This window comes from Mesorhizobium shangrilense (genome assembly GCF_040537815.1).
GTDB lineage: Bacteria > Pseudomonadota > Alphaproteobacteria > Rhizobiales > Rhizobiaceae > Mesorhizobium > Mesorhizobium shangrilense.
In genome coordinates, this window is sequence record NZ_JBEWSZ010000001.1 from 4,143,990 (window position 1) to 4,162,638 (window position 18,649).

At 56.5% G+C, this 18,649-nt stretch carries 15 protein-coding genes and 2 pseudogenes; 10 read left to right on the forward strand and 7 right to left on the reverse strand.

Going from position 1 to position 18,649, the window contains the following annotated elements:
- The first annotated feature begins 57 nt into the window (after positions 1-57).
- The 5 genes from bioB to bioZ are packed head-to-tail and all read left to right on the forward strand — an operon-like array spanning position 58 to position 5,069.
- A complete protein-coding gene (gene bioB, locus ABVQ20_RS20075; protein ID WP_354462227.1) occupies positions 58-1,056 on the forward strand; it encodes a biotin synthase BioB in 999 nt (332 codons plus the stop codon).
- Positions 1,053-2,192: an 8-amino-7-oxononanoate synthase gene (locus ABVQ20_RS20080; protein ID WP_354461227.1), complete on the forward strand. Its 1,140-nt coding sequence runs from the start codon at positions 1,053-1,055 to the stop codon at positions 2,190-2,192. The genes bioB and ABVQ20_RS20080 overlap by 4 nt, the downstream gene beginning before the upstream one ends.
- On the forward strand, positions 2,189-2,827 hold the full coding sequence (gene bioD, locus ABVQ20_RS20085; protein WP_354461228.1) for a dethiobiotin synthase: 639 nt from the start codon (positions 2,189-2,191) through the stop codon (positions 2,825-2,827). The genes ABVQ20_RS20080 and bioD overlap by 4 nt, the downstream gene beginning before the upstream one ends.
- A complete protein-coding gene (locus ABVQ20_RS20090; RefSeq protein WP_354462228.1) occupies positions 2,824-4,089 on the forward strand; it encodes an adenosylmethionine--8-amino-7-oxononanoate transaminase in 1,266 nt (421 codons plus the stop codon). Before bioD ends, ABVQ20_RS20090 begins: the two co-directional genes overlap by 4 nt.
- Positions 4,086-5,069 (forward strand): 3-oxopimeloyl-[acyl-carrier-protein] synthase BioZ, encoded by a 984-nt coding sequence (gene bioZ, locus ABVQ20_RS20095; RefSeq protein WP_354461229.1) that lies wholly within the window; start codon positions 4,086-4,088, stop codon positions 5,067-5,069. The genes ABVQ20_RS20090 and bioZ overlap by 4 nt, the downstream gene beginning before the upstream one ends.
- On the opposite strand, the gene ABVQ20_RS20100 is transcribed toward bioZ, so the two are convergent.
- The gene (locus ABVQ20_RS20100) at positions 5,038-5,736 is read right to left on the reverse strand and encodes a transposase (RefSeq protein WP_354461230.1); all 699 of its coding nucleotides are present in this window, start codon (positions 5,734-5,736) and stop codon (positions 5,038-5,040) included. The two genes, bioZ and ABVQ20_RS20100, sit on opposite strands and share 32 nt — an antisense overlap.
- A gap of 483 nt (positions 5,737-6,219) precedes the next feature.
- Between ABVQ20_RS20100 and ABVQ20_RS20105 the strand changes: the two genes are divergently transcribed.
- The 4 genes and pseudogenes from ABVQ20_RS20105 to ABVQ20_RS20120 all read left to right on the forward strand — a co-directional run bounded on the left by ABVQ20_RS20105 (position 6,220) and on the right by ABVQ20_RS20120 (position 9,575).
- Positions 6,220-7,443, forward strand: a complete 1,224-nt coding sequence (locus tag ABVQ20_RS20105; RefSeq protein WP_354461231.1) for an MFS transporter — start codon at positions 6,220-6,222, stop codon at positions 7,441-7,443.
- 293 nt (positions 7,444-7,736) lie between these two features.
- Positions 7,737-7,892 (forward strand): annotated as a pseudogene (locus ABVQ20_RS20110) (transposase); the annotation flags it as partial.
- 311 nt (positions 7,893-8,203) lie between these two features.
- Positions 8,204-8,585 (forward strand): annotated as a pseudogene (locus tag ABVQ20_RS20115) (IS66 family transposase); the annotation flags it as partial.
- A gap of 174 nt (positions 8,586-8,759) precedes the next feature.
- A complete protein-coding gene (locus tag ABVQ20_RS20120) occupies positions 8,760-9,575 on the forward strand; it encodes a GntR family transcriptional regulator (protein ID WP_354461232.1) in 816 nt (271 codons plus the stop codon).
- Between the two features lie 322 nt (positions 9,576-9,897).
- Here the strand turns inward: ABVQ20_RS20120 and ABVQ20_RS20125 are convergent, their stop codons facing one another.
- The 3 genes from ABVQ20_RS20125 to ABVQ20_RS20135 all read right to left on the reverse strand — a co-directional run bounded on the left by ABVQ20_RS20125 (position 9,898) and on the right by ABVQ20_RS20135 (position 12,460).
- Complete coding sequence (locus ABVQ20_RS20125) at positions 9,898-10,779, reverse strand: fumarylacetoacetate hydrolase family protein (protein WP_354461233.1); 882 nt, start codon at positions 10,777-10,779, stop codon at positions 9,898-9,900.
- A 45-nt stretch (positions 10,780-10,824) separates the two neighbouring features.
- Positions 10,825-11,334, reverse strand: a complete 510-nt coding sequence (locus ABVQ20_RS20130; RefSeq protein ID WP_354461234.1) for a RidA family protein — start codon at positions 11,332-11,334, stop codon at positions 10,825-10,827.
- A 184-nt stretch (positions 11,335-11,518) separates the two neighbouring features.
- Positions 11,519-12,460, reverse strand: coding sequence for a flavin reductase (locus ABVQ20_RS20135; RefSeq protein WP_354461235.1), 942 nt, complete (start codon positions 12,458-12,460; stop codon positions 11,519-11,521).
- Positions 12,461-12,812: 352 nt separating this feature from the next.
- Between ABVQ20_RS20135 and ABVQ20_RS20140 the strand changes: the two genes are divergently transcribed.
- Positions 12,813-13,511, forward strand: coding sequence for a 4-carboxy-4-hydroxy-2-oxoadipate aldolase/oxaloacetate decarboxylase (locus ABVQ20_RS20140; protein ID WP_354461236.1), 699 nt, complete (start codon positions 12,813-12,815; stop codon positions 13,509-13,511).
- 504 nt (positions 13,512-14,015) lie between these two features.
- Here the strand turns inward: ABVQ20_RS20140 and ABVQ20_RS20145 are convergent.
- The 3 genes from ABVQ20_RS20145 to denD all read right to left on the reverse strand — a co-directional run bounded on the left by ABVQ20_RS20145 (position 14,016) and on the right by denD (position 18,645).
- Entirely contained in the window at positions 14,016-15,935 is a 1,920-nt protein-coding gene (locus tag ABVQ20_RS20145; protein ID WP_354461237.1) for a flavin-containing monooxygenase, read from the reverse strand.
- Between the two features lie 133 nt (positions 15,936-16,068).
- Entirely contained in the window at positions 16,069-17,289 is a 1,221-nt protein-coding gene (locus ABVQ20_RS20150; RefSeq protein WP_354461238.1) for an LLM class flavin-dependent oxidoreductase, read from the reverse strand.
- 351 nt (positions 17,290-17,640) lie between these two features.
- The gene (gene denD / locus ABVQ20_RS20155) at positions 17,641-18,645 is read right to left on the reverse strand and encodes a D-erythronate dehydrogenase (RefSeq protein ID WP_354461239.1); all 1,005 of its coding nucleotides are present in this window, start codon (positions 18,643-18,645) and stop codon (positions 17,641-17,643) included.
- Between the last annotated feature and the right edge of the window lie 4 nt (positions 18,646-18,649).

The window sequence follows — 18,649 nt, forward strand, 5'->3', positions numbered from 1 at the left end:
TCGGCAGTCATCGCCGAGATAGTCAGCCGCAAAGAGTACCCTAGGAAGGGAGATGGAATGACAGCGGAACTGCACCCTAACACGACCGTCGAGGCGTTCGACAGTGCGCCCTATCAATGGACCCGGGAAACAGCCCAAACTGTCTACGAGCTGCCGTTCAATGACCTTCTCTTCCGGGCTCAGACGAGTCACCGCGAGAATTTCGATCCCAACAAAGTCCAGCTCAGCAGGCTTCTCAGCATCAAGACAGGCGGATGTCCGGAGGATTGCGGCTATTGCAGCCAGTCAGCGCATCACGAAACCGGCCTGAAGGCGTCGAAGCTGACGGAAGTCAGGCGCGTCATCGCCGAGGCGACCAAGGCGCGTGACGCCGGCGCCACCCGCTATTGCATGGGCGCGGCCTGGCGAAACCCAAAGGCGCGCGACATGGATGCGGTCGTAGCGATGGTTGAAGGCGTGAAGGCGCTGGGCATGGAAACCTGCATGACCCTCGGCATGCTCGATCTCGAGCAAGCCGCCCGTCTGAAACATGCTGGTCTCGACTATTACAACCACAATATCGATACGTCGGAACGCTATTACAGCGAGATCATCAGCACGCGCAGCTTCGCTGACCGGCTCGATACGCTCGAGCTGGTTCGCCAATCCGGCATCAAAGTCTGCTGCGGAGGCATTGTCGGCATGGGCGAAGAGCCGGTGGACCGCATCGAAATGCTGGTGACGCTGGCCAACCTGCCGGAGCATCCGCAGAGCGTTCCGATCAACATGCTGATCCCGATCGCAGGAACGCCGCTGGCTGAGGCAAAGCCGATCGAGCCGATAGAGTTCGTGCGCGTCATCGCGCTGGCACGTATCATGATGCCGAAATCGCACGTGCGTCTTTCCGCCGGCCGCACCGCCATGACCGACGAGATGCAGGCGCTATGCTTCTTTGCCGGCGCCAATTCGATCTTCGTCGGCGACACGCTGCTGACGGCGGACAACCCCGGCGAGGACAAGGATACCCTGCTGTTCCGGCGCCTTGGCATCGAGCCGATGGAACTCGAGGCGCAATGAACGGAGCACCCCTTGCTCGCTATGAAGCGACCTTGCAGGGACTGGCGCGCAAGGACCGGCTGCGGACGCTGTCGCCGCGCGCCGGGCTCGACTTCTCGTCGAACGACTATCTCGGGCTTGCCGCCTCCAGGAGACTAGGCGATGCGGTTGCGGCGGCGATTGCGCGGGGCACACCGGTCGGCGCTGCCGGGTCGCGGCTATTACGCGGCAATGCGCCGGAACATGAGCAACTGGAGGCGGACGCGGCGGTGTTCTTCGGGGCCGAATGCGCACTGTTCTTCGGCAGCGGCTACATAGCCAACTTCGCTCTGCTGACGACGCTGCCGCAGAAGGGCGACCTGCTGGTCCTCGACGAGCTCGCCCATGCCAGCATGCATGAGGGCGCGCAGGCCTGCCGCGCCCGGTTCGTGCTGGCCGCTCATAATGACGTCACCGCGGTCGAGGATGCGATCACCCACTGGCGCGCCGGTGGCGGCATGGGGCGCATCTGGATCGCGGTCGAAAGCCTGTACAGCATGGATGGCGACCGAGCTCCGATGGTGAACCTGGTCGAACTTGCCGATCGGCACGAAGCATTCCTCGTCGTCGACGAAGCGCATGCCACCGGCGTCTGGGGACTAGGCGGCCGGGGGCTGGCCGCCGCATTCGAAGGCCGCGACAACATCGTCGCGCTCCATACATGCGGCAAGGCGCTCGGCGCGTCCGGCGCGCTCGTCACAGGACCGCGAACGCTGTGCGACTATCTCGTCAACCGGTGCCGACCATTCATCTACGCTACCGCGCCGTCACCGCTGATGGCGGTGGCAGTGCGCGAAGCGCTCGCCATCCTGTCCGACGAGCCCATGCGCCGCGTTCAGCTCAACAGGCGCGTTGCCTTCGCTGGCCGCCAGTTGGCCGAGCACTGCGGCGTGACGCCGAGCGGCTCGCAGATCCAGCCATTTGTCATTGGCGATAACAGGCGCACCATGACGATGGCGTCGGCACTGCAGGCCCGCGGCTTCGACATACGCGGCATTCGCCCGCCGACAGTGCCGGAGGGCACGTCTCGCCTGCGCATTTCGCTGACGCTCAACGTCGACGAAGCCGAGATTTCCGCCATGGTCGAGGCGCTCGTCGAGGTGTTGGCCACGGCATGACCAAACGTATCGTCATCACTGGGACAGACACCGGAATTGGCAAGACAGTGTTTTCGGCTGGGCTCGCCGGCTTGCTCAATGGCTTCTACTGGAAGCCGGTGCAATCTGGCCTCGACGAGGAGACCGACAGCGAGGTCGTAGCCCGGCTTTCCGGCTTGCCCGCCGGGCGCATCCTGCCGGAAGTTTACCGTCTGAGGATGCCGCTGTCGCCGCATCGATCAGCCGAAATCGACGGCGTCGCGATCGAGGCGGCCAAGCTCTCACTGCCAGACTTGCCGGGTCCGCTCATCATCGAAGGCGCCGGCGGGCTGATGGTGCCGCTCAACCGGCAGACAAGGTTCATCGATGTTTTCCAGGAATGGCAACTACCCGTCATCCTGTGCGCCCGTACCGCGCTCGGCACCATCAACCACACCCTGCTGTCTATCGAGGCCCTGCGCGCCCGCTCCATTCCACTCATCGGCGTTGCCTTCATCGGCGAGGAAATGGCCGACAGCCAAAGGACGATCGCCGAATTCGGCAATGTTGCGGTGCTGGGAAGGTTGCCTCACCTCGATCCACTGACGCACGAGACGCTCAGCCGCGCCATGAGCGACTTTTTTGACCTCACGATGATAGCCGAAGGATGCCGCTGATGAACTCGCATGTCTGGCACCCCTTCACCCAGCACGCACTCGAGCCAGCGATCCCTGAAATCGTCCGGACGGAAGGCGCCTATCTACACAAGGCCGACGGCACGCGCATCCTAGACGCCATTTCCTCCTGGTGGGTCGTCACGCATGGCCACCGCCATCCCCGCATCATGAAGGCCATTGAGACGACCGCGTCGAGCCTCGACCAGATCATTTTCGCAGGCTTCACGCATGAACCGGCCGAACGCTTGGCCAAAGCCTTGGTGAGTCTCGCACCGCCGGGACTCGATTGGGTGTTCTATTCCGACAGCGGCTCGACCTGCGTCGAAGTCGCGCTGAAGATGGCGCTCGGCTATTTCCGCAACATCGGCGCGCCGCGCTCGCGTATCGTCGTCATGGAGCACAGCTATCATGGCGACACTATCGGCACGATGAGCGTCGGTGCCCGTGGCGTGTTCAACGCCGCCTACGACCCCCTGCTGTTCGATGTCGACACCATCCCCTTCCCGGCCGCCGGGCGCGAGCAGGAGACACTGGATCGGTTCGAGGCCGTTGCCCGTGACCAGCGCGCCGCCGCCCTAATTGTCGAGCCACTGGTGCTAGGCGCCGGTGGCATGCTGATGTATCCGGCCTGGGTTCTGTCTGAGTTGAAAAAGATCGCTGAGGCCTCCGGCACGCTGCTGATCGCCGACGAGGTGATGACCGGCTGGGGGCGCACCGGGACCATGTTCGCCTGCGAGCAGGCATCCATCTCTCCAGACATATTGTGCACGTCAAAGGGCCTGACCGGTGGCACTATCCCGCTGGCCGCGACGCTTGCCACCGAAGCTATCTTCCAGGCCCATTATTCGACGGACCGGAAGAAGACATTTTTCCACTCGAGCTCCTACACCGCCAATCCGATTGCCTGTGCTGCCGCACTCGCCAATGTCGAGATCTGGCGTGACGAACCGGTGGCCGAGCGGATCGCGGCCTTGAGCACAATGCAGGCCGCCGGGCTTCGACGGTTTCAGGACAATCCATATTTCACCGACAGCCGGGGAACCGGTACGATAGCGGCACTCGATCTGCGCGCCGGCTCAGCCGGTTATCTGGCCGAAATCGGCCCGAAGCTGCGCGCGTTCTTCCTCGATCGAGGGCTGCTTGTGCGCCCGCTCGGCAATGTCCTCTATCTTCTGCCGCCCTATTGCATCACTGGTGACGAATTGGACGGGCTCTATGACGCGATCGAGGAGGCCGGCGAACGCTTCGGTTCGAGGCCATGAGCAAGTCGTCGCGCATTCTCGGGTTTGGCCATCACGCGCCTGGGCGCAAGGTGGCGAATGCCGAGATCGAGAGCAATCTCGGCCTGGAGCAGGGCTGGATCGAGCGGCGCACCGGAATCCGTTCCCGCTTCTGGGCAACCGACGAAGACACGCTGTCCGGTCTTGCCACGCAAGCTGGCGACATGGCGCTGGCGAACGCCGGCATTGACCGCAGCGACATCGGTCTGCTGCTGCTTGCCACCTCGACGCCCGACCACCTTCTGCCGCCCAGTGCCCCCCTGGTCGCGCACAAGCTCAGTCTTGGCCGAGCGGGCGCGGTCGACCTGACCGGTGCCTGCGCCGGCTTCATCTATGCACTGATGTTCGCCGATGGATTCACCCGCCTGCATGGCAAACCAGCGCTGGTGATCGCCGCCAACATCCTCAGCCGCCGCATCAATCCAGCCGAGCGCGCAAGCTCCGTCCTGTTCGCCGATGCCGCCGGCGCCGTGGTGATTGGTCCCTGCGAGGACCCCGATCGGGGCATTCTCGGCGCTTCGGTAGATTCGGACGGTTCGCGCTACGGGCTGATCCAGATACCCGCTGGAGGAAGCAACATCCCGTTCCATGGCAACCTCGACCTCGACCAAACCCGCATGAGGATGACAGACGGACGCGAAGTGTTCGCCAGGGCTGTCGAGATGATGACCGATTGCTCGATAAGCGCCCTTGCCGCTGCCGGAGTGCGACCACAGGATGTCGGCCGGTTCGTGCCGCATCAGGCCAATGCTCGTATTTTCGATGCGGTCGGGAGGAATCTTGGAATAGCCGATCAAGCAATCGTCAAGACGATCGCCGAATACGGCAACTCTTCCGCCGCGACGATCCCCCTCTCCCTGTCGCTGACCCATCAGGCCGAGCCATTTCGACCGGGCGAGAAAATCCTACTGGCAGCGGCAGGTGCAGGTCTCAGCGGCGGTGCGCTCGTCGTCGGAATTTAGCCGAATAACTGGCTGCTCCGACGGCGGTAAGATTAGTCACGCATGATCGATAGGAAACAAGACCAAATGCGAAAACTAAAAACGTGTCGTGATTAATCGGCTTCATATCCAGCAGCTTCGAAGAAGTTTCTGCATTCAGCTGGCTCGAACAGGAGGCAGATATCGCCGATCGCCTCGCAGAGTGCATCGAAGGTTCTGGCCGCCTTCTTTCGCAGCCGCGCCTTGAGTTTTGAGTAGGCCATCTCGATGGGCTGAGATCGGGCGAGTATGGCGGCAGGAACAGGAGCCAAGCGCCCTTTTGGCGAACCAGTTGTGCAGCGCGCCCGTTCTTGTGGAAGCCGATATCGTCGAGAATGACGACATCGCCGGCCGACAGTTCGGGAGCAAGCTGAGTTTCGACGTAGCGTTCGAAGATGGCGCCATTCATCGGCCCGTTGACAATCCACAGCGCGACAAGACCGTGACATCGCAGCCCGGCGATGAAGGTCTGCGTCTGCCATTTGCCGAATGGTGCATGCGTCCTGAAGCGCTCGCCCTTCGGCGCCCAGCCGGTGCGTTTGGTCAGCTTGGTGTTGGTCGACGTCTCATCGATGAAGATTAGCCGCGCCAAGGCCTTGTTGAAGAAGCGCTTTCGCCGCCCGATCCACAGTTCACGCGCCTGGCGCACGTCGGCCCGCTGCTGCTCGCTGGCCAGCAGAGTTTTTTATGACTGAGCCCCAGGCGATTGAGCAGGCGCCCGACATTGGAGCAGTGCACGCTCACACCCCGCATCTCCAACTCGAAACAACGGTCATCCAGCGTCAGGTCGCCGGCCTCGGCCAATCGCAAGCGAACAAACTCGGATGCGGCTCAGCTTGCCGCCGCCCACATGGCCCTGCTGGCGCGCCTCAAGCGAACTGCCGGCGCAGGTTGATCAGATCGTTCACAAAGCGAGGCGAAACGCGGAAATGGCGCGCTGCCTCGCGGTGGCCATGTCCCTCATCGACACACGCAGCAACACGTCTACGCAACTCAAGGGGTAAAACGGGATCGCAACTGCGCGTCTAGATTCGAGGGAAGTAAGTCCTTTCAGCCGCCAAGACGGGGAGGTAACCACATCTTTTCGCTGGTGGAGCACCAACGACCAGCTTTATGGGAGGCACGTTATCCAATGGCAAGCGCGCGAAACTTCTCGTTACCGAGCCAAAATACTGTCGTGCTGGCGATTGGTCAGGCGCTTTTCACAGCTGCCATCTCGGTCGATCTTACGTTAACCGGACTGACGGGGTATCAGCTTGCCCCGGATAAAGCTCTTGCAACTCTTCCCTTTGCGCTCATTGCAGTTGCGGGAGCGGTTGTTACGCTGCTTGCATCATATCTAATCGAGCGTCTTGGGCGCCAAGTGTCCTTCGTCATCGGATCGACTGCATGCGCGATCGGAGGAGCAATATCCGTCTGGTCCGTGCTGCACGGTAATTTTTGGACGTTTTGCCTCGGTACTGCGGGAGTCGGCATTTTTCAGGCGTTCGCGGGGTATTATCGGCTCGCCGCAGCAGATGCTGTTTCGCAGGAAAGCAAAGCCAAAGCAATCTCCTTCGTTTTGGCTGGCGGCGTCGCGGCTGCATTCTTGGGGCCGCTCTTTGCGGCTTGGACCAAAGACGTTTTACCCGCGATGTTTGCGGGATCTTACCTGCTGGTCTGTGCGCTCGGGGTGGCTTCGGCATTTTTGTTCGCGCTGGTCTTCCGAGATCGCGGCAACGATATGTCCCATATGCAGGATAATGAGGGCCAACCAAGGCCACTGGGTGTTGTCTTTAGGCAGCCGATCTCCTGGGCGGCTCTTGCTAACAACGTCGTGGGTGGCGCCGTTATGATGCTACTCATGACGGCTGCGCCGCTCGCGGCCGTTATGTCTGGGCATACCATTGACGATGGCGCTGGCATGATCCAATGGCATCTCGTCGGGATGTATGCACCTTCGCTTTTTGCGGGAGCGCTGATCAAGCGGTTTGGGCTGGCTCGTATTTTGATGGCAGGGATGGCCCTGATAGCCGCTTGCACGATCATTGCATTGAGTTCGCTCGAGGTTCCGGCGTTTTACCTGGCGTTACTTTGCCTTGGCGTCGGCTGGAATTTCATGTTTGTGGGCGGCACAACCCTGTTGGCGCGCTCCTATCTGCCTGTCGAGCGAGCCAAGATCCAGGGCATCGCGGAAATGCTCCGCGCGGGTGTCACGGCCCTTACATCTCTTGCGGCTGGCCCGTTGCTTCAATGGCTAGGCTGGAAAGAGCTTAATCTGTTGTGCCTTCCATTGATCGTCATCGCCGCCGTCATGACCCTGCACTGGATCAGAAGCGAAAAGCGGGCACCTCGCGCCATGCCCGCCTTCAGTTGAGTAAAGGGAATCGAACACGATGGCCAGCTAGCGTTTGTGCCGAGGCGCCGTTTCTGCCTCGGCAAGGTTGTACGATGGCGTTCCGGACCCAGGCAATGTCCTTTTCGACACCGCCGGCGAGCGATGCGACGAGATTAACCGAGTGACGTTTTTGCGGGTTATGCGTCCTTCTCGCAATCGGGGGTTGGCTCTAAAGAAACCTGCGAAGATCGGAATTAGGGCTCGGACTAGGCTCAGGGCGAGCGAGCGACAGATGGCGGGGATATCGCCGTATTTCCCTCTGTTTCATGGGTCCCGGGGTTGATGACAGGCGGGTGATCAGCGGCATTGTCCATGTGAGCAGGAACGGCTTGCGATGGAAGGACGTGCCTTCCGGCAAGACGCTCTACAACCGCTTCATCCGCTGGAGCTGGCTCGATGTGTTCGACAGGATCTTTGCCGCGTTGTCCGGGAAGGCTCGAAGTCTGAGCGAATCATGATCGACGCGACGCACGCACCGTGATTGATCACGCCCGGAATCGCTTCGGTCTCTATCCGCAGCGCCTGGCCGCCGACAGCGGCGTACGTTTCGGCCGAGATGTTGGGCTGGTTGATGCAGCGCGGGATCGATGACGACGAGTGCATGAGTCGCGTGAAACGCGCGTTCCAGATGTTACAAGTTGATCCTCTCAGCTACGGCAACCACTGTAATTCATGATTGAATTGGCTTGTTGAACAAAACGGCCAGATCCCGACTAGCGATCCGATTGCCCTTCGGGCGATGCTCGCCGAGGAGCCGCAGAAAATGAGCGGCTGCGCCAAATCATCAAGGAGTTTGCAACGCCATCGCTTCGGTCGTCGGGCTGAAAGCCTGCCGGTCGATCAATTGCTTCTCGGGCTCGAAGAGGCCGAGCAGATTGAGGCAGAGCTTCGCAGGTGCGGAACCAACTGACCCGGTAAAGCACCCCGACCGAGTTAGAAAGCGCCGCGCCAACCGCAGGGCGCTGCCCGCACACCGGCCGCATGTCGAGCAGATCGTCGATGTTCAACACAAGACCTGCCTTCGCTGCCGGGGCCAACTGCACGCGATGGGCGAGAATGTTTCCGAACGTCTCGATGTCGTGCCTGCTCGGTTCCGCGTGATCGTGACGCTCCGTCCTCGAAATACGCCGATCACCTTCGCTAAATACCAGAGGATCGTCACTGTCCGCTGAGCGGAAAAGTCTCTCGCAACAATTGCGCGAATTGACTTAAAGTCCTATATATATCTCGTGGCGGTATACCAACGCGTGGTTGGTCAAATTCCTTGCATATGCCTCATCACATCGGAGCTTTCCGTGAAAAAATACGACGCTATCGCTGTCGAACTTGAACAGAAAATCAAGTCGGGAGCATTGCGAGCAAGTGAACGGTTGCGTTCTCAAAGCGACCTCGCGACCGAATACGGGGTGAGTGTAGGCACTGTCCAAAAGAGCCTCAAAATTTTGGAAAATAACGGGCTCATTATGAGCGTGCACGGAAGCGGGACCTACGTCACCACGGGCTCACCGGAGAGCGAGGAAGTAGTTAATTTCCGGTTTATCGATGAAAACAAGCGTGTGCTTCCGGTGTTTCTGAAGGTGGAAGAGATAAACGTTATCAATGAAGATGGTCCGTGGCGTCAACATCTCGGAGAAGGCGAAACCATCGAGATACGACGTATTGCCAATATTGACCTTCAATTTAGTGCTCTAAATACTATTTACTTAGTGAGAAGAGATTTTGATATGTTATTGTCTTTACCGTTGTACCGCTTGGACGGCCACGAGTTGACGATGCTGATTGATCGACAAAACATGGAAAGCGACCATTTCGTGTACCAATTGAAAGGTGGTGTATTAAGCGATCGGACATGTATCATAAATCATCTGGATGTAAAAAGTCAGGGACTTCATTGGGAGATATTCGCTTACACGGCGGCAAATCAACCAAATTGGTATCAGAGAATTGAGTTACCTTTAACGGGCTATAGCCTAGAAATCTTTGCTTCTGGACGAAAGCATATCAAGCAACAGATGCTCGACACAGCACGAAGACAGCCAATGAGGCAAAAGCGCGAGGTTACGAAAAAGACCAGCCGCGAAGACCGGGCTTTATTGCAAGAACCCAAGTAATTCTATCGCTGCGAACGGGTAAAATGGCCATGTAAAGTTGGAACCGGATAGGATATTCGATATCGTTGGGTGCCTCCAATGCCGAGCTAACTCAATATCTTTAGCTAGCGCTAACAGCAATCCTCACCACCATGTGTGCCAACAAATTGCGTCCCAACCGGCAATTTCGATGAGGTCCAAAAGCACGGCACTGAAATCGCCGGGGCGCAAGTTATGTTGGCGATAGTTGCAAAAGGGTTCACCTGCAAGAACTTGTCGAAGACACGGATCGACGCATTGAGGAAATCGAGCCCAAATGGCGCGGTGCTCGCTGCGCTAACGGTTAGGGAATAACTCGATTGCGCAATACGCCGATGCCATCGATCTCGGCAGCAACAACATCATCGATCTCCAGCCAGGCTTGTGGCGACATGCCGAGCGCAACGCCGCTTGGCGTCCCTGTAGCAATGATATCTCCTGGCTCGAGCGTAAGACCAGCCGACAAATGGGAAATGATTTCTGCGACGGAAAATAATAGGTCTGTCGTTGTCGAGGCCTGCCGGACCCCACCGTTGACGGTCAACGACAACCGATGCCCTTCTGGATTGCCGAATTCGTCCGCAGTTACGATCCATGGCCCCATCGGGCAGAAGGTATCGAGCCCCTTACCTTTGAACCACTGGCCATGTGCACGTTGCAAGTCTCGCGCAGAGATCTCATTGATGATCGTGTAACCCCAAACGGAACTAAGCGCTTGTTCTACCGATACATCCCGCGTTTTTCGGCCGATTACCACCGCGAGTTCGACCTCGTAGTCCAGCTGGCTCGTCAAACTTTGATATCGACGTATTCCGGCTTCCGGTCCAACTATCGAGGTAACGGGCTTGGTGAAAAATTCTGGAACTGCCGGAAAATTAACTTCTATTCCCCGCGCTCGCGCTCCTTCAATGATGTGACCTCGATAGTTACGTCCGACGCAGAATACGTTCTTGCTTGGTCGCGGAATCGGCGCCACTATCTCGATAGAGCTTAACGCTTGCAGGCTATCGGCGCCTGCTTGAGTAACAACTTTGCGCACCCGGCTCAAAGTCTGATCGCCTCCGGCGATCAATGCTATCATGTCGGTTGGAAGCGACGGGTCTTGGCCAAGGTCAAAAAATTGCTCTGTGCCGTGTAAGATCCCAACGCCGAATTTCTCATTGAGACGATAGGTCAGAAATTTCATGAGGGACGTCCTGTTTCAATGTCGTTTGATGTGGCGACCTCAAACTCAATAGAGTTCGAAAATCGCTTCGATCTCAACGGACATGTTCTGCGGGAGACTTGCCATACCGATCGCGGACCGAGCATGAGGGCCGTTCTCACCAAAAACTTCAACAAGCAGATCGGAACATCCATTGATTACGCGTGCGGTGTCGTAAAAACCGGGGCCAACGTTGACCATGCCCAAGAGTTTTACCGCTTGCTTGACGTTGTTTAGGCTTCCGCCGGCGGCCTGGCGCACCGCCGCGAGCAACCCGGTGCAGATCAGGCGAGCGTGCTCATAAGCCTCTTCCGGCGACACGTCTTGGCCAACTTTTCCAGTGTAAACGCCACCCTCCGGTTTCCTCGGACCCTGTCCCGACAGAAACACAAGCTTCCCCGACGTGATATATGGACGATAGTTTGATACTGGAGCGGGGACCGGCAGCAAAACAATACCCAAATCCTTCAGACGCGCCTCCGCGTCAATGCGGTAGCCAGATTCGGTGATTTCTGTAAGCTTTGTTAGATCCTGCATAATTCTTTCTCCAATATTTCAAAAGGTTGAACCTGAACACGGTAACCACCGAACGACGGCCGACTTGTCGACTGATGCTTAACCTCTACGAACATTGTCGTAGGAGTTCTCACCAATTCGGAGCGCGGGCGACACGGAAGATCTGTTACTTAAGTGCGCGCGACAACTGAGTTTGCCGCCGATCTTAGATCGTTGCTAAGCTCGCGATGACCTGCCGAGCCTTCTCAATCTCTCCGTCGGAGAATCGACCGAGCTTGACCTTCTCCGCGTGTACCGTCAGGTCCTGCAGTCGCGCGAAGTTTTCACGTCCCAACTCGGTCAGCGCAAGTACCCCCCCACTCGACTGCGACACCCAGCCTCGCTCTCTGAGTGCCTCAGCAGCCTCAGTGGCGGAAACGGTGTCGAGTAAGGAAATCCGCGCCGCCGTCTCAATATCAAGGCCGGGATTGAGCTCTAGATAGTAAACAAGCCGGCTTTCGTTCTCCGTGAAACCGACACTTTGAGCCTCTTCCCGTAACTCATGCCCCCGCTGAAGAAAAGCACGGCGAAGAAGAGCGAGAAAAGTTGGCTTAATGCCCAATTGTCCAGGGCTCACAAGGCGTGCCGTTTCAGGGTGGTCTATTGCAAGACTGAACCGACCTTGCGCAAAGACCAGTGGTCGACGCTCGAACCGAGAAAAGTGCGCGACCTCGCCAACTACGATAAGGTGATCGCCACCATCATATTCAACGTGCCGAAGGCACTCGAATTGAGCTGCAACGTTTGCCAACAGCGGAGCGCCTGTGTTGCCGGGACGCCATTCAACGTTTTGAAATTTGTCTCCTCCTGACCGTGCAAACTGAGAAGCAAGGAAACTCTGCTCTGCAGCAAGGACATTGACCGCAAAAGCATTCGCTGCGTCAAAAATTGGCCAGCTTGTCGAGGACTTGTTGACCGACCAAAGGATAAGCGGTGGGTCAAGTGAAACCGAGCTGAATGAGTTCACCGTCAACCCGGCTTTGACGCCGTCGGCTTCAGCCGTAATAATCGTCACACCTGTAGAAAAGTGGCCTAGTGCGCGCCTGAACGCCCTTGGATCATCCTTGGGAGACCCCTGCTCGAGAAGCGGCTCGTCAATGGCATTCATTACACTCTCCTCCTCGTTCGCCCCAGGAAATGCATCATCTAGCCTTGGGTCCTTAGGTGAATACGCCCATCTTCCTCGCGTCGGTCTGAGTGAATGCCGACTGTCCAATATATTTCTTATAAAAGTCATATACAGGACTACGATATTGTCTTCAAGCGATTTTTACGCATGGCCATATGAGCGGGAAAAAATGTGGCGAGCACGACGTACGAGGTGGCTGCACTGAAGAGCGAACAGCTGAAACATGTCGATACTGCAGGAAGATACCTCATTTTGACGGACGACGAGCTGGACATATGCCACATACCCTTCATATATATAGGACTAATTTTTCATTATGGAGGACTTTGCGATGGGTGTCGTAATACGGAACGTGCCGCGACCTGATGCCACCTTGGTGCGCCAGCTCGCAACGTTTGGAACCGCGACGGTGCATGAAGCTCAGGGACGGTCCGGCATGTTGTTCTCCTACTTGCGGCCGATCTTCAGCGGAAGTCGCATTGCTGGCCCCGCGGTGACCGTCGATGTGCCTCCAGGTGACAACTGGATGATCCACGTTGCGGTAGAACAATGCAGACAGGGCGACGTCCTTGTCGTGCGGCCGTCGGCACCATGCGATGCCGGCTACGTCGGCGATCTCCTGGCAACGTCGCTAATCGCTAGAGGCGTCGCCGGTCTCGTCATTGATGCGGGCTGCCGTGATGTTGCTGAGATCAGCGAGATTGGCTTCCCGATTTGGTCTAAAGCTGTATCAGCACAAGGCACGGTTAAGGAGACTTTGGGCTCCGTCAACGTACCAATCGTGTGCGCAGGCGCATATGTGCGCCCAGGCGATGTGATCGTTGCCGATGACGATGGGGTCGTGGTTGTCGCCCAGACGAGAATAGCAAAGACCGTCGAAAGCTCCAGAGTCCGCGTTGAGAAGGAAGCTAAGTCGCGGGTCCGGCTTCAGGCAGGAGAACTTGGTCTGGATATGTATGGCATGCGGCAGAAGCTCGCCGAAATGGGTCTCGTCTATCGTGATTACGATCCTGGGAAGGATGGACTTTGATAGATAATGCTCGCCCTCGAGAGCGCGCGATCGCCTCTGTAAACCAATACCTATAGGAATATAATGGGGTCGCGTTGGCCCCAAAATCGGTCGGACACAACAGATTCTTTCTACTTCTGAACTACGTGCTTGGGACTTTTGAGCTATGGTGAAGATTGTGGAGAGCAAACAGCGCCCCAACGCCAACCGCTAAACCATTGCGCGCCCTGCCGTTGTTGCAACTGCGCGTCAGTCAAATTTCCGTATTAGACGCCGAACCGAACAAAAGGCGAAGCGCACAAAGGAGCGACGTTCGCTTAAGCGCTAAGGTGTACGTCTTACATTGCCATCTTCGCCGATCACAATGTTATTGTGTAGACTCAGTGAAGCCAAACGAAGACGTGACCGACTACTAATTACTGCATCCAGAGGCAGAGACATTCCGGCTGCGCTCAGGTCGATCGAAAGGTTCTGGAGCTGGACTGGTTGTGTTGCGTCACCACATCCCTGCTGTGCGATATTGGCCTATCGCAAGTTGTATTCGCCTGGTTCAAATTTCCTCGTCCAACTCCAATAATCGACCATTCGCCACGGAATGGATGCAAACACGCGGCCGTGCCTATTTTTGTACCAGCTGTTCACGCCCTGGTGCGTCCACACCATTTTGGCGTTTTGAGCATCTACCCGTTCGTTATAGGCGTCATGCACATCTTTTCGGACATCAACCGCGCTGTACTCTCCAGTGGCCAAGATCTGCAAAGCCTGAACGATATAGTTAACCTGGCATTCTGCGTTAAAAATCGCGCTTCCACCGTGCGCCGGACTAGTGTTCGGTCCAGCCATGATAAAAAGGTTCGGAAAATTTGGAACGGTAATTCCAAGATACGCCCTTGGATCGTCCTCGCCCCAAATTGATCTGAGATCAATGCCATGTGCCCCGTGGACGTTGATCGGCCCAAGCACCTGTCCGACGCTGAATCCGGTTGCCAGCACAAGAACTTCGATGTCATGTTTCTGGCTATCAGATGTGATTACTGCTCCCGCTTGGAGCTCCGCAATACGCTCCGTAACAAGTGAAACATTTTCGCGTTTTAGCGTACGGTACCAATGATTGTCCCGTAGCATCCTCTTACCATACGGTGGATAAGTCGGAATGACTTTCGCCAGCAATTCTGGATCATCGCCGATTTGACTCTCCACTGAGGCAATTAGTGCCTGGCGCATCTTTTCATTGGTTTCATTCAACGATCGATCAAGGTACGGCCAAGTTGGGTCGACGTGCAGCGATGCATGCAAACTGTCGGCGGTGGCCCAGAACAGCTGAAATCGGTACCAGTCCGCGTAGTAAGGGATGTTTTTCAACGCCCACTCTTTCCCCGGTGTAACACGCCGATGGTAATTTGGATTGTACGTTACCCAATGAGGTGAACGTTGAAAAATTGTAAGATGCTCAACTTCAGGAGCGATAGTTGGGCCAACCTGCATACCGCTGGCACCGGTTCCGATCATACCGACCCGTTTGCCTTTCCACTTGACGCTGCTATCCCACTGAGCGGTGTGCAGTACCGGCCCTTCAAACTTCTCAAGGCCTTGCAGATTCGGCACGGACGGTCGGTTCAGAAGCCCGACGCCGAATAAAACGGCATTTGCTTCTACGACTTCGCGCGTTCCGTCGCTGAACTCCGCAGTCACTTTCCAGGAGGCATGCTCGTCATCGTAGACGGCGTCTGTCACGTTGGCGCCAAACCGGATTGATTGGTAAAGCCCATATTTCTCTGATACAGCCTCGAAATATTTGAAGATCTCATCTCGTTTCGCGAAATATTCCGACCAGTCGTGGTTAGGTTCGAAACTGAACGAATAAATATGGTTGGGTGTATCCACGCCGGCGCCTGGATAGGTATTTTCGTACCACGTTCCACCAACCGCATCGTTCTTTTCAAAGATGATAAACGGTATATCAGCTTCCTTCAGCTTGATCGCCGCGCATATCCCCGACATCCCCGCACCGATGATCACGACCTTGAAGTCGGATTTGGTCGCGCGAGAAGCGATACCGCTATGCTTCCCCCGTGCTTCAGGGATGAGAGGGAACGAAAATTGTTGCGTCGTGAGCGGGATGTATTCGGATGGGATGGGTTGCCCAACGAACGTCGACATCATCTTTTCAAGCAACTCCGCGGTTGGGGTGGCAGTCCTTGGCCTTTTACCGGCATTAATGTCCGAAAGCAGATCAGCAAGCCTCGTAATAATCTTTTCTCGCAGATAGCTCGGTATGTTCTCCATGTAGTCCCAGGCACCGGTTATGTAGGGCTGGCATTCGTCGAGGATGCGCTCGTCATGATCGAATGTTACGAGAACCATCAGCAAGGTTTTGATGTCCGCTTCAGCTAGGAGATCCGGCAGATTGAGTTGTGTCGACGGTGATGGGTTAGACCCAGCCATATTCGCGCTCCGTAGAATGGTTGTCGGGCTCACAGCCCAAATCCATGGCACTGTTTCAGCGCGCGCTTCTTTCGCGTCATAGGAAAGGGCGGTCGCTCGCTACGTAGTTTCCAGGTTGTTTGGCCGAGTCAGCTCATGCCATGGCGGCCGCTATGCTCGATTCGGACTTCTGGGGTGCAAAAGACTGGCGCAAGCCGCGTTGTTCAAGGAGTGGGAGGGCTTGGGAGATAAATCGATGCAAACCGTCGTCCACATTGACAAAAGAGCACAGCACGCCGTCCAAGCCGGCATCGCACAAGGTCTGCATTTGCTCAGAAATGATCTCGCCGGTGCCGACAAGAATATTTCCACCGGCACCCGCTGCTACCCGTTTGCGCATCTCCCTCAATTTGTCAGGGGAGGCGATCTGAGACTGCGAGCCAATGCCCACCGACCAAGCGTCAACACTTTCCTTGTCTTCCATTTCGACGGCGAAATAGTTCAGGTAGTTTTCCGCCTCCTCTTTTGTGTCCCGCTGGACAACTGGGCAATAAGTCCAAACTTGGATTTCGCGGCCAAACGACCGGGCAGTATTCTTGTAAAGGTCGATTTGCTTGCGCCACTCGTTGGGGTCGTCGGATTGTAGAATTACAAAGCAAATGTCGGCATGCTGGCACGCAAAACTCATTCCACGTGCAGAGCCGCCAGCGTTCATGATGGGGGGGGCGGGTTGCTGTAATGGCTTTGGCATTGAAGCGCCGCGCCGAACATTGTAGAAACTGCCTTGGTAATCAAATTCGTTGGTTTCCACCCACATCTTCTTAATAACCGTCAGCCATTCCTCTAACTGCTCGTATCGGCGGTCATGTTCGAGCATGTCGGCGCCGAACATTTCGAGTTCATGCTTATTCCAGCCCCCAACGATATTCAGAGCAAGGCGGCCATTCGATATATGGTCGATGGTGGCACATTGTTTGGCGCACGTAACGGGATGGATAGTTGGTGCGTGTGAAGTGGGCATGATTGCCGAATAATTCGTGGCCTGAGCAATTCCTGCACACCAAGTGAAAGGATCGAAAACGACACCGCTGATGTGATCTGGCCGCCCTGGCATGTACGCCTTCCAACGTGCATAGGCCACGATCGTCTCGAAACCTGCCCTATCGGCAACTTGCGCTGTCCTGATCGAGTTTTCCCAAGTCGGGTAGTAAAGCTCGGGGACAAGCGTTTGCGCACCCGCTTTCCCGTTCGTTCCAAAGAGCCCGAGTTTGAGACGGTTGCCGTTTCTGAGTGGATTTTGCATTTTCTTGACTCCTAACAATTTCAATGCCTTGGGCGTGCTGGAAACAAACTCCACTCCTGCCTCGGGCAGCATGGAACGACCTGCAGTGGTTATCACTGTCTCGGAAGAGCATCCTTCGTCACGCCAAACGTGACTTCTTGCCTGTCCGCTCTTTTGCGATCTGCCATGTAGGGCTCATTGCGCGATCAAGAACTAGGCCTATCTCTATCTCTTCTGTATGACTTATCATAGACCTATAGCCTTTTTATTGCAAGTCCTTTAATTTCTCGTCCTAACTGGCGTAACTTAGGTCAACGACCCACGAAGCCGCACGCCGGAATGGAGCTGCGTTGCGGGGTGCTTTTGATGCTGAGAAATTTTCGCTTGGACTAGTTGGCCTGCGTCAGGCGTCAAGCAGGTCGGTTACTACCCGTTCAAAATCGATTACGGGATGGCCGGGAAATCAACTTGGAAGTCTCTGATCAATTGGTCGAGCGCGGTGGGCTGGGGCAGCCCGAGATACTTGGCTTTGCTGGCATCCATTCCCGTCGGCCAAGACGAGACAATTCGTTCGATATTGGGGTCAGGTGAAACCGTAATGCTGCCAGATTTCAAATCCTGCTCTGCCGCAACCTTCTCAACCGCCGCTGCCATTTCCCTGACCCCACACTGAATGTTGGGCAGGTTGATCGTGCGATCGACACCGAGAGCACTTCCTTCAAGTTCATGGAGCGCTAAAAGATAATCAACGACGTCACGGTAGCCAAGGATGCATAAGCGCGTATCCATTTGTACCGGCAGCACACAATCGCGTCCTTGAATCGGTTCCCGAAAGATGTCGCTTGCGAAGCTTCCTGCCCCGGCAAAAGGTGCGCCAGGACGGATAACAACAGTCGGAAGGCGTGCTCCCCGTCCATCGATATACCCTTTTCGCGTATAGTCGTTGACAAGCAGTTCGCCGATCGCCTTGGCGATACCGTAGCTCGATTGGGGTGTCTGCTTTGTCGAATCGCTGACGATCGCAGGCATCTCGTCTCCACCGAAAACTCCCACCGTACTGGCAAAGATAAAGCGCGGGGGATGCTCAAGCGTTCGCAACGCATTCAGCATATTGAACAGACCATCGACGTTGATGCGGTATCCAAGTTCGATATCTTTTTCCGCTATGCCGCTCATGACCGCTGTCAGATAGAAAACAGAAACGGACGTCGTGCCGGCGTCGGCTACGAGTCTTTCGATCACTGCACGATCAGTGATGTCGCCCAACACGACCTTGATGCGAGAATCCGCAGTCGCAGCCATATGCTCGTCAGCTGCAACGTTGTCGAAAACAATGACTTCCTCTATGAGCTCCTGCCCAAAGGTGCCGCTCATTGCGGGCCTTGAAAGCAACTTCTCAATCAGGAGACGGCCTATGAAGCCGCTCCCACCAGCGATAATGATCTTCATCTCA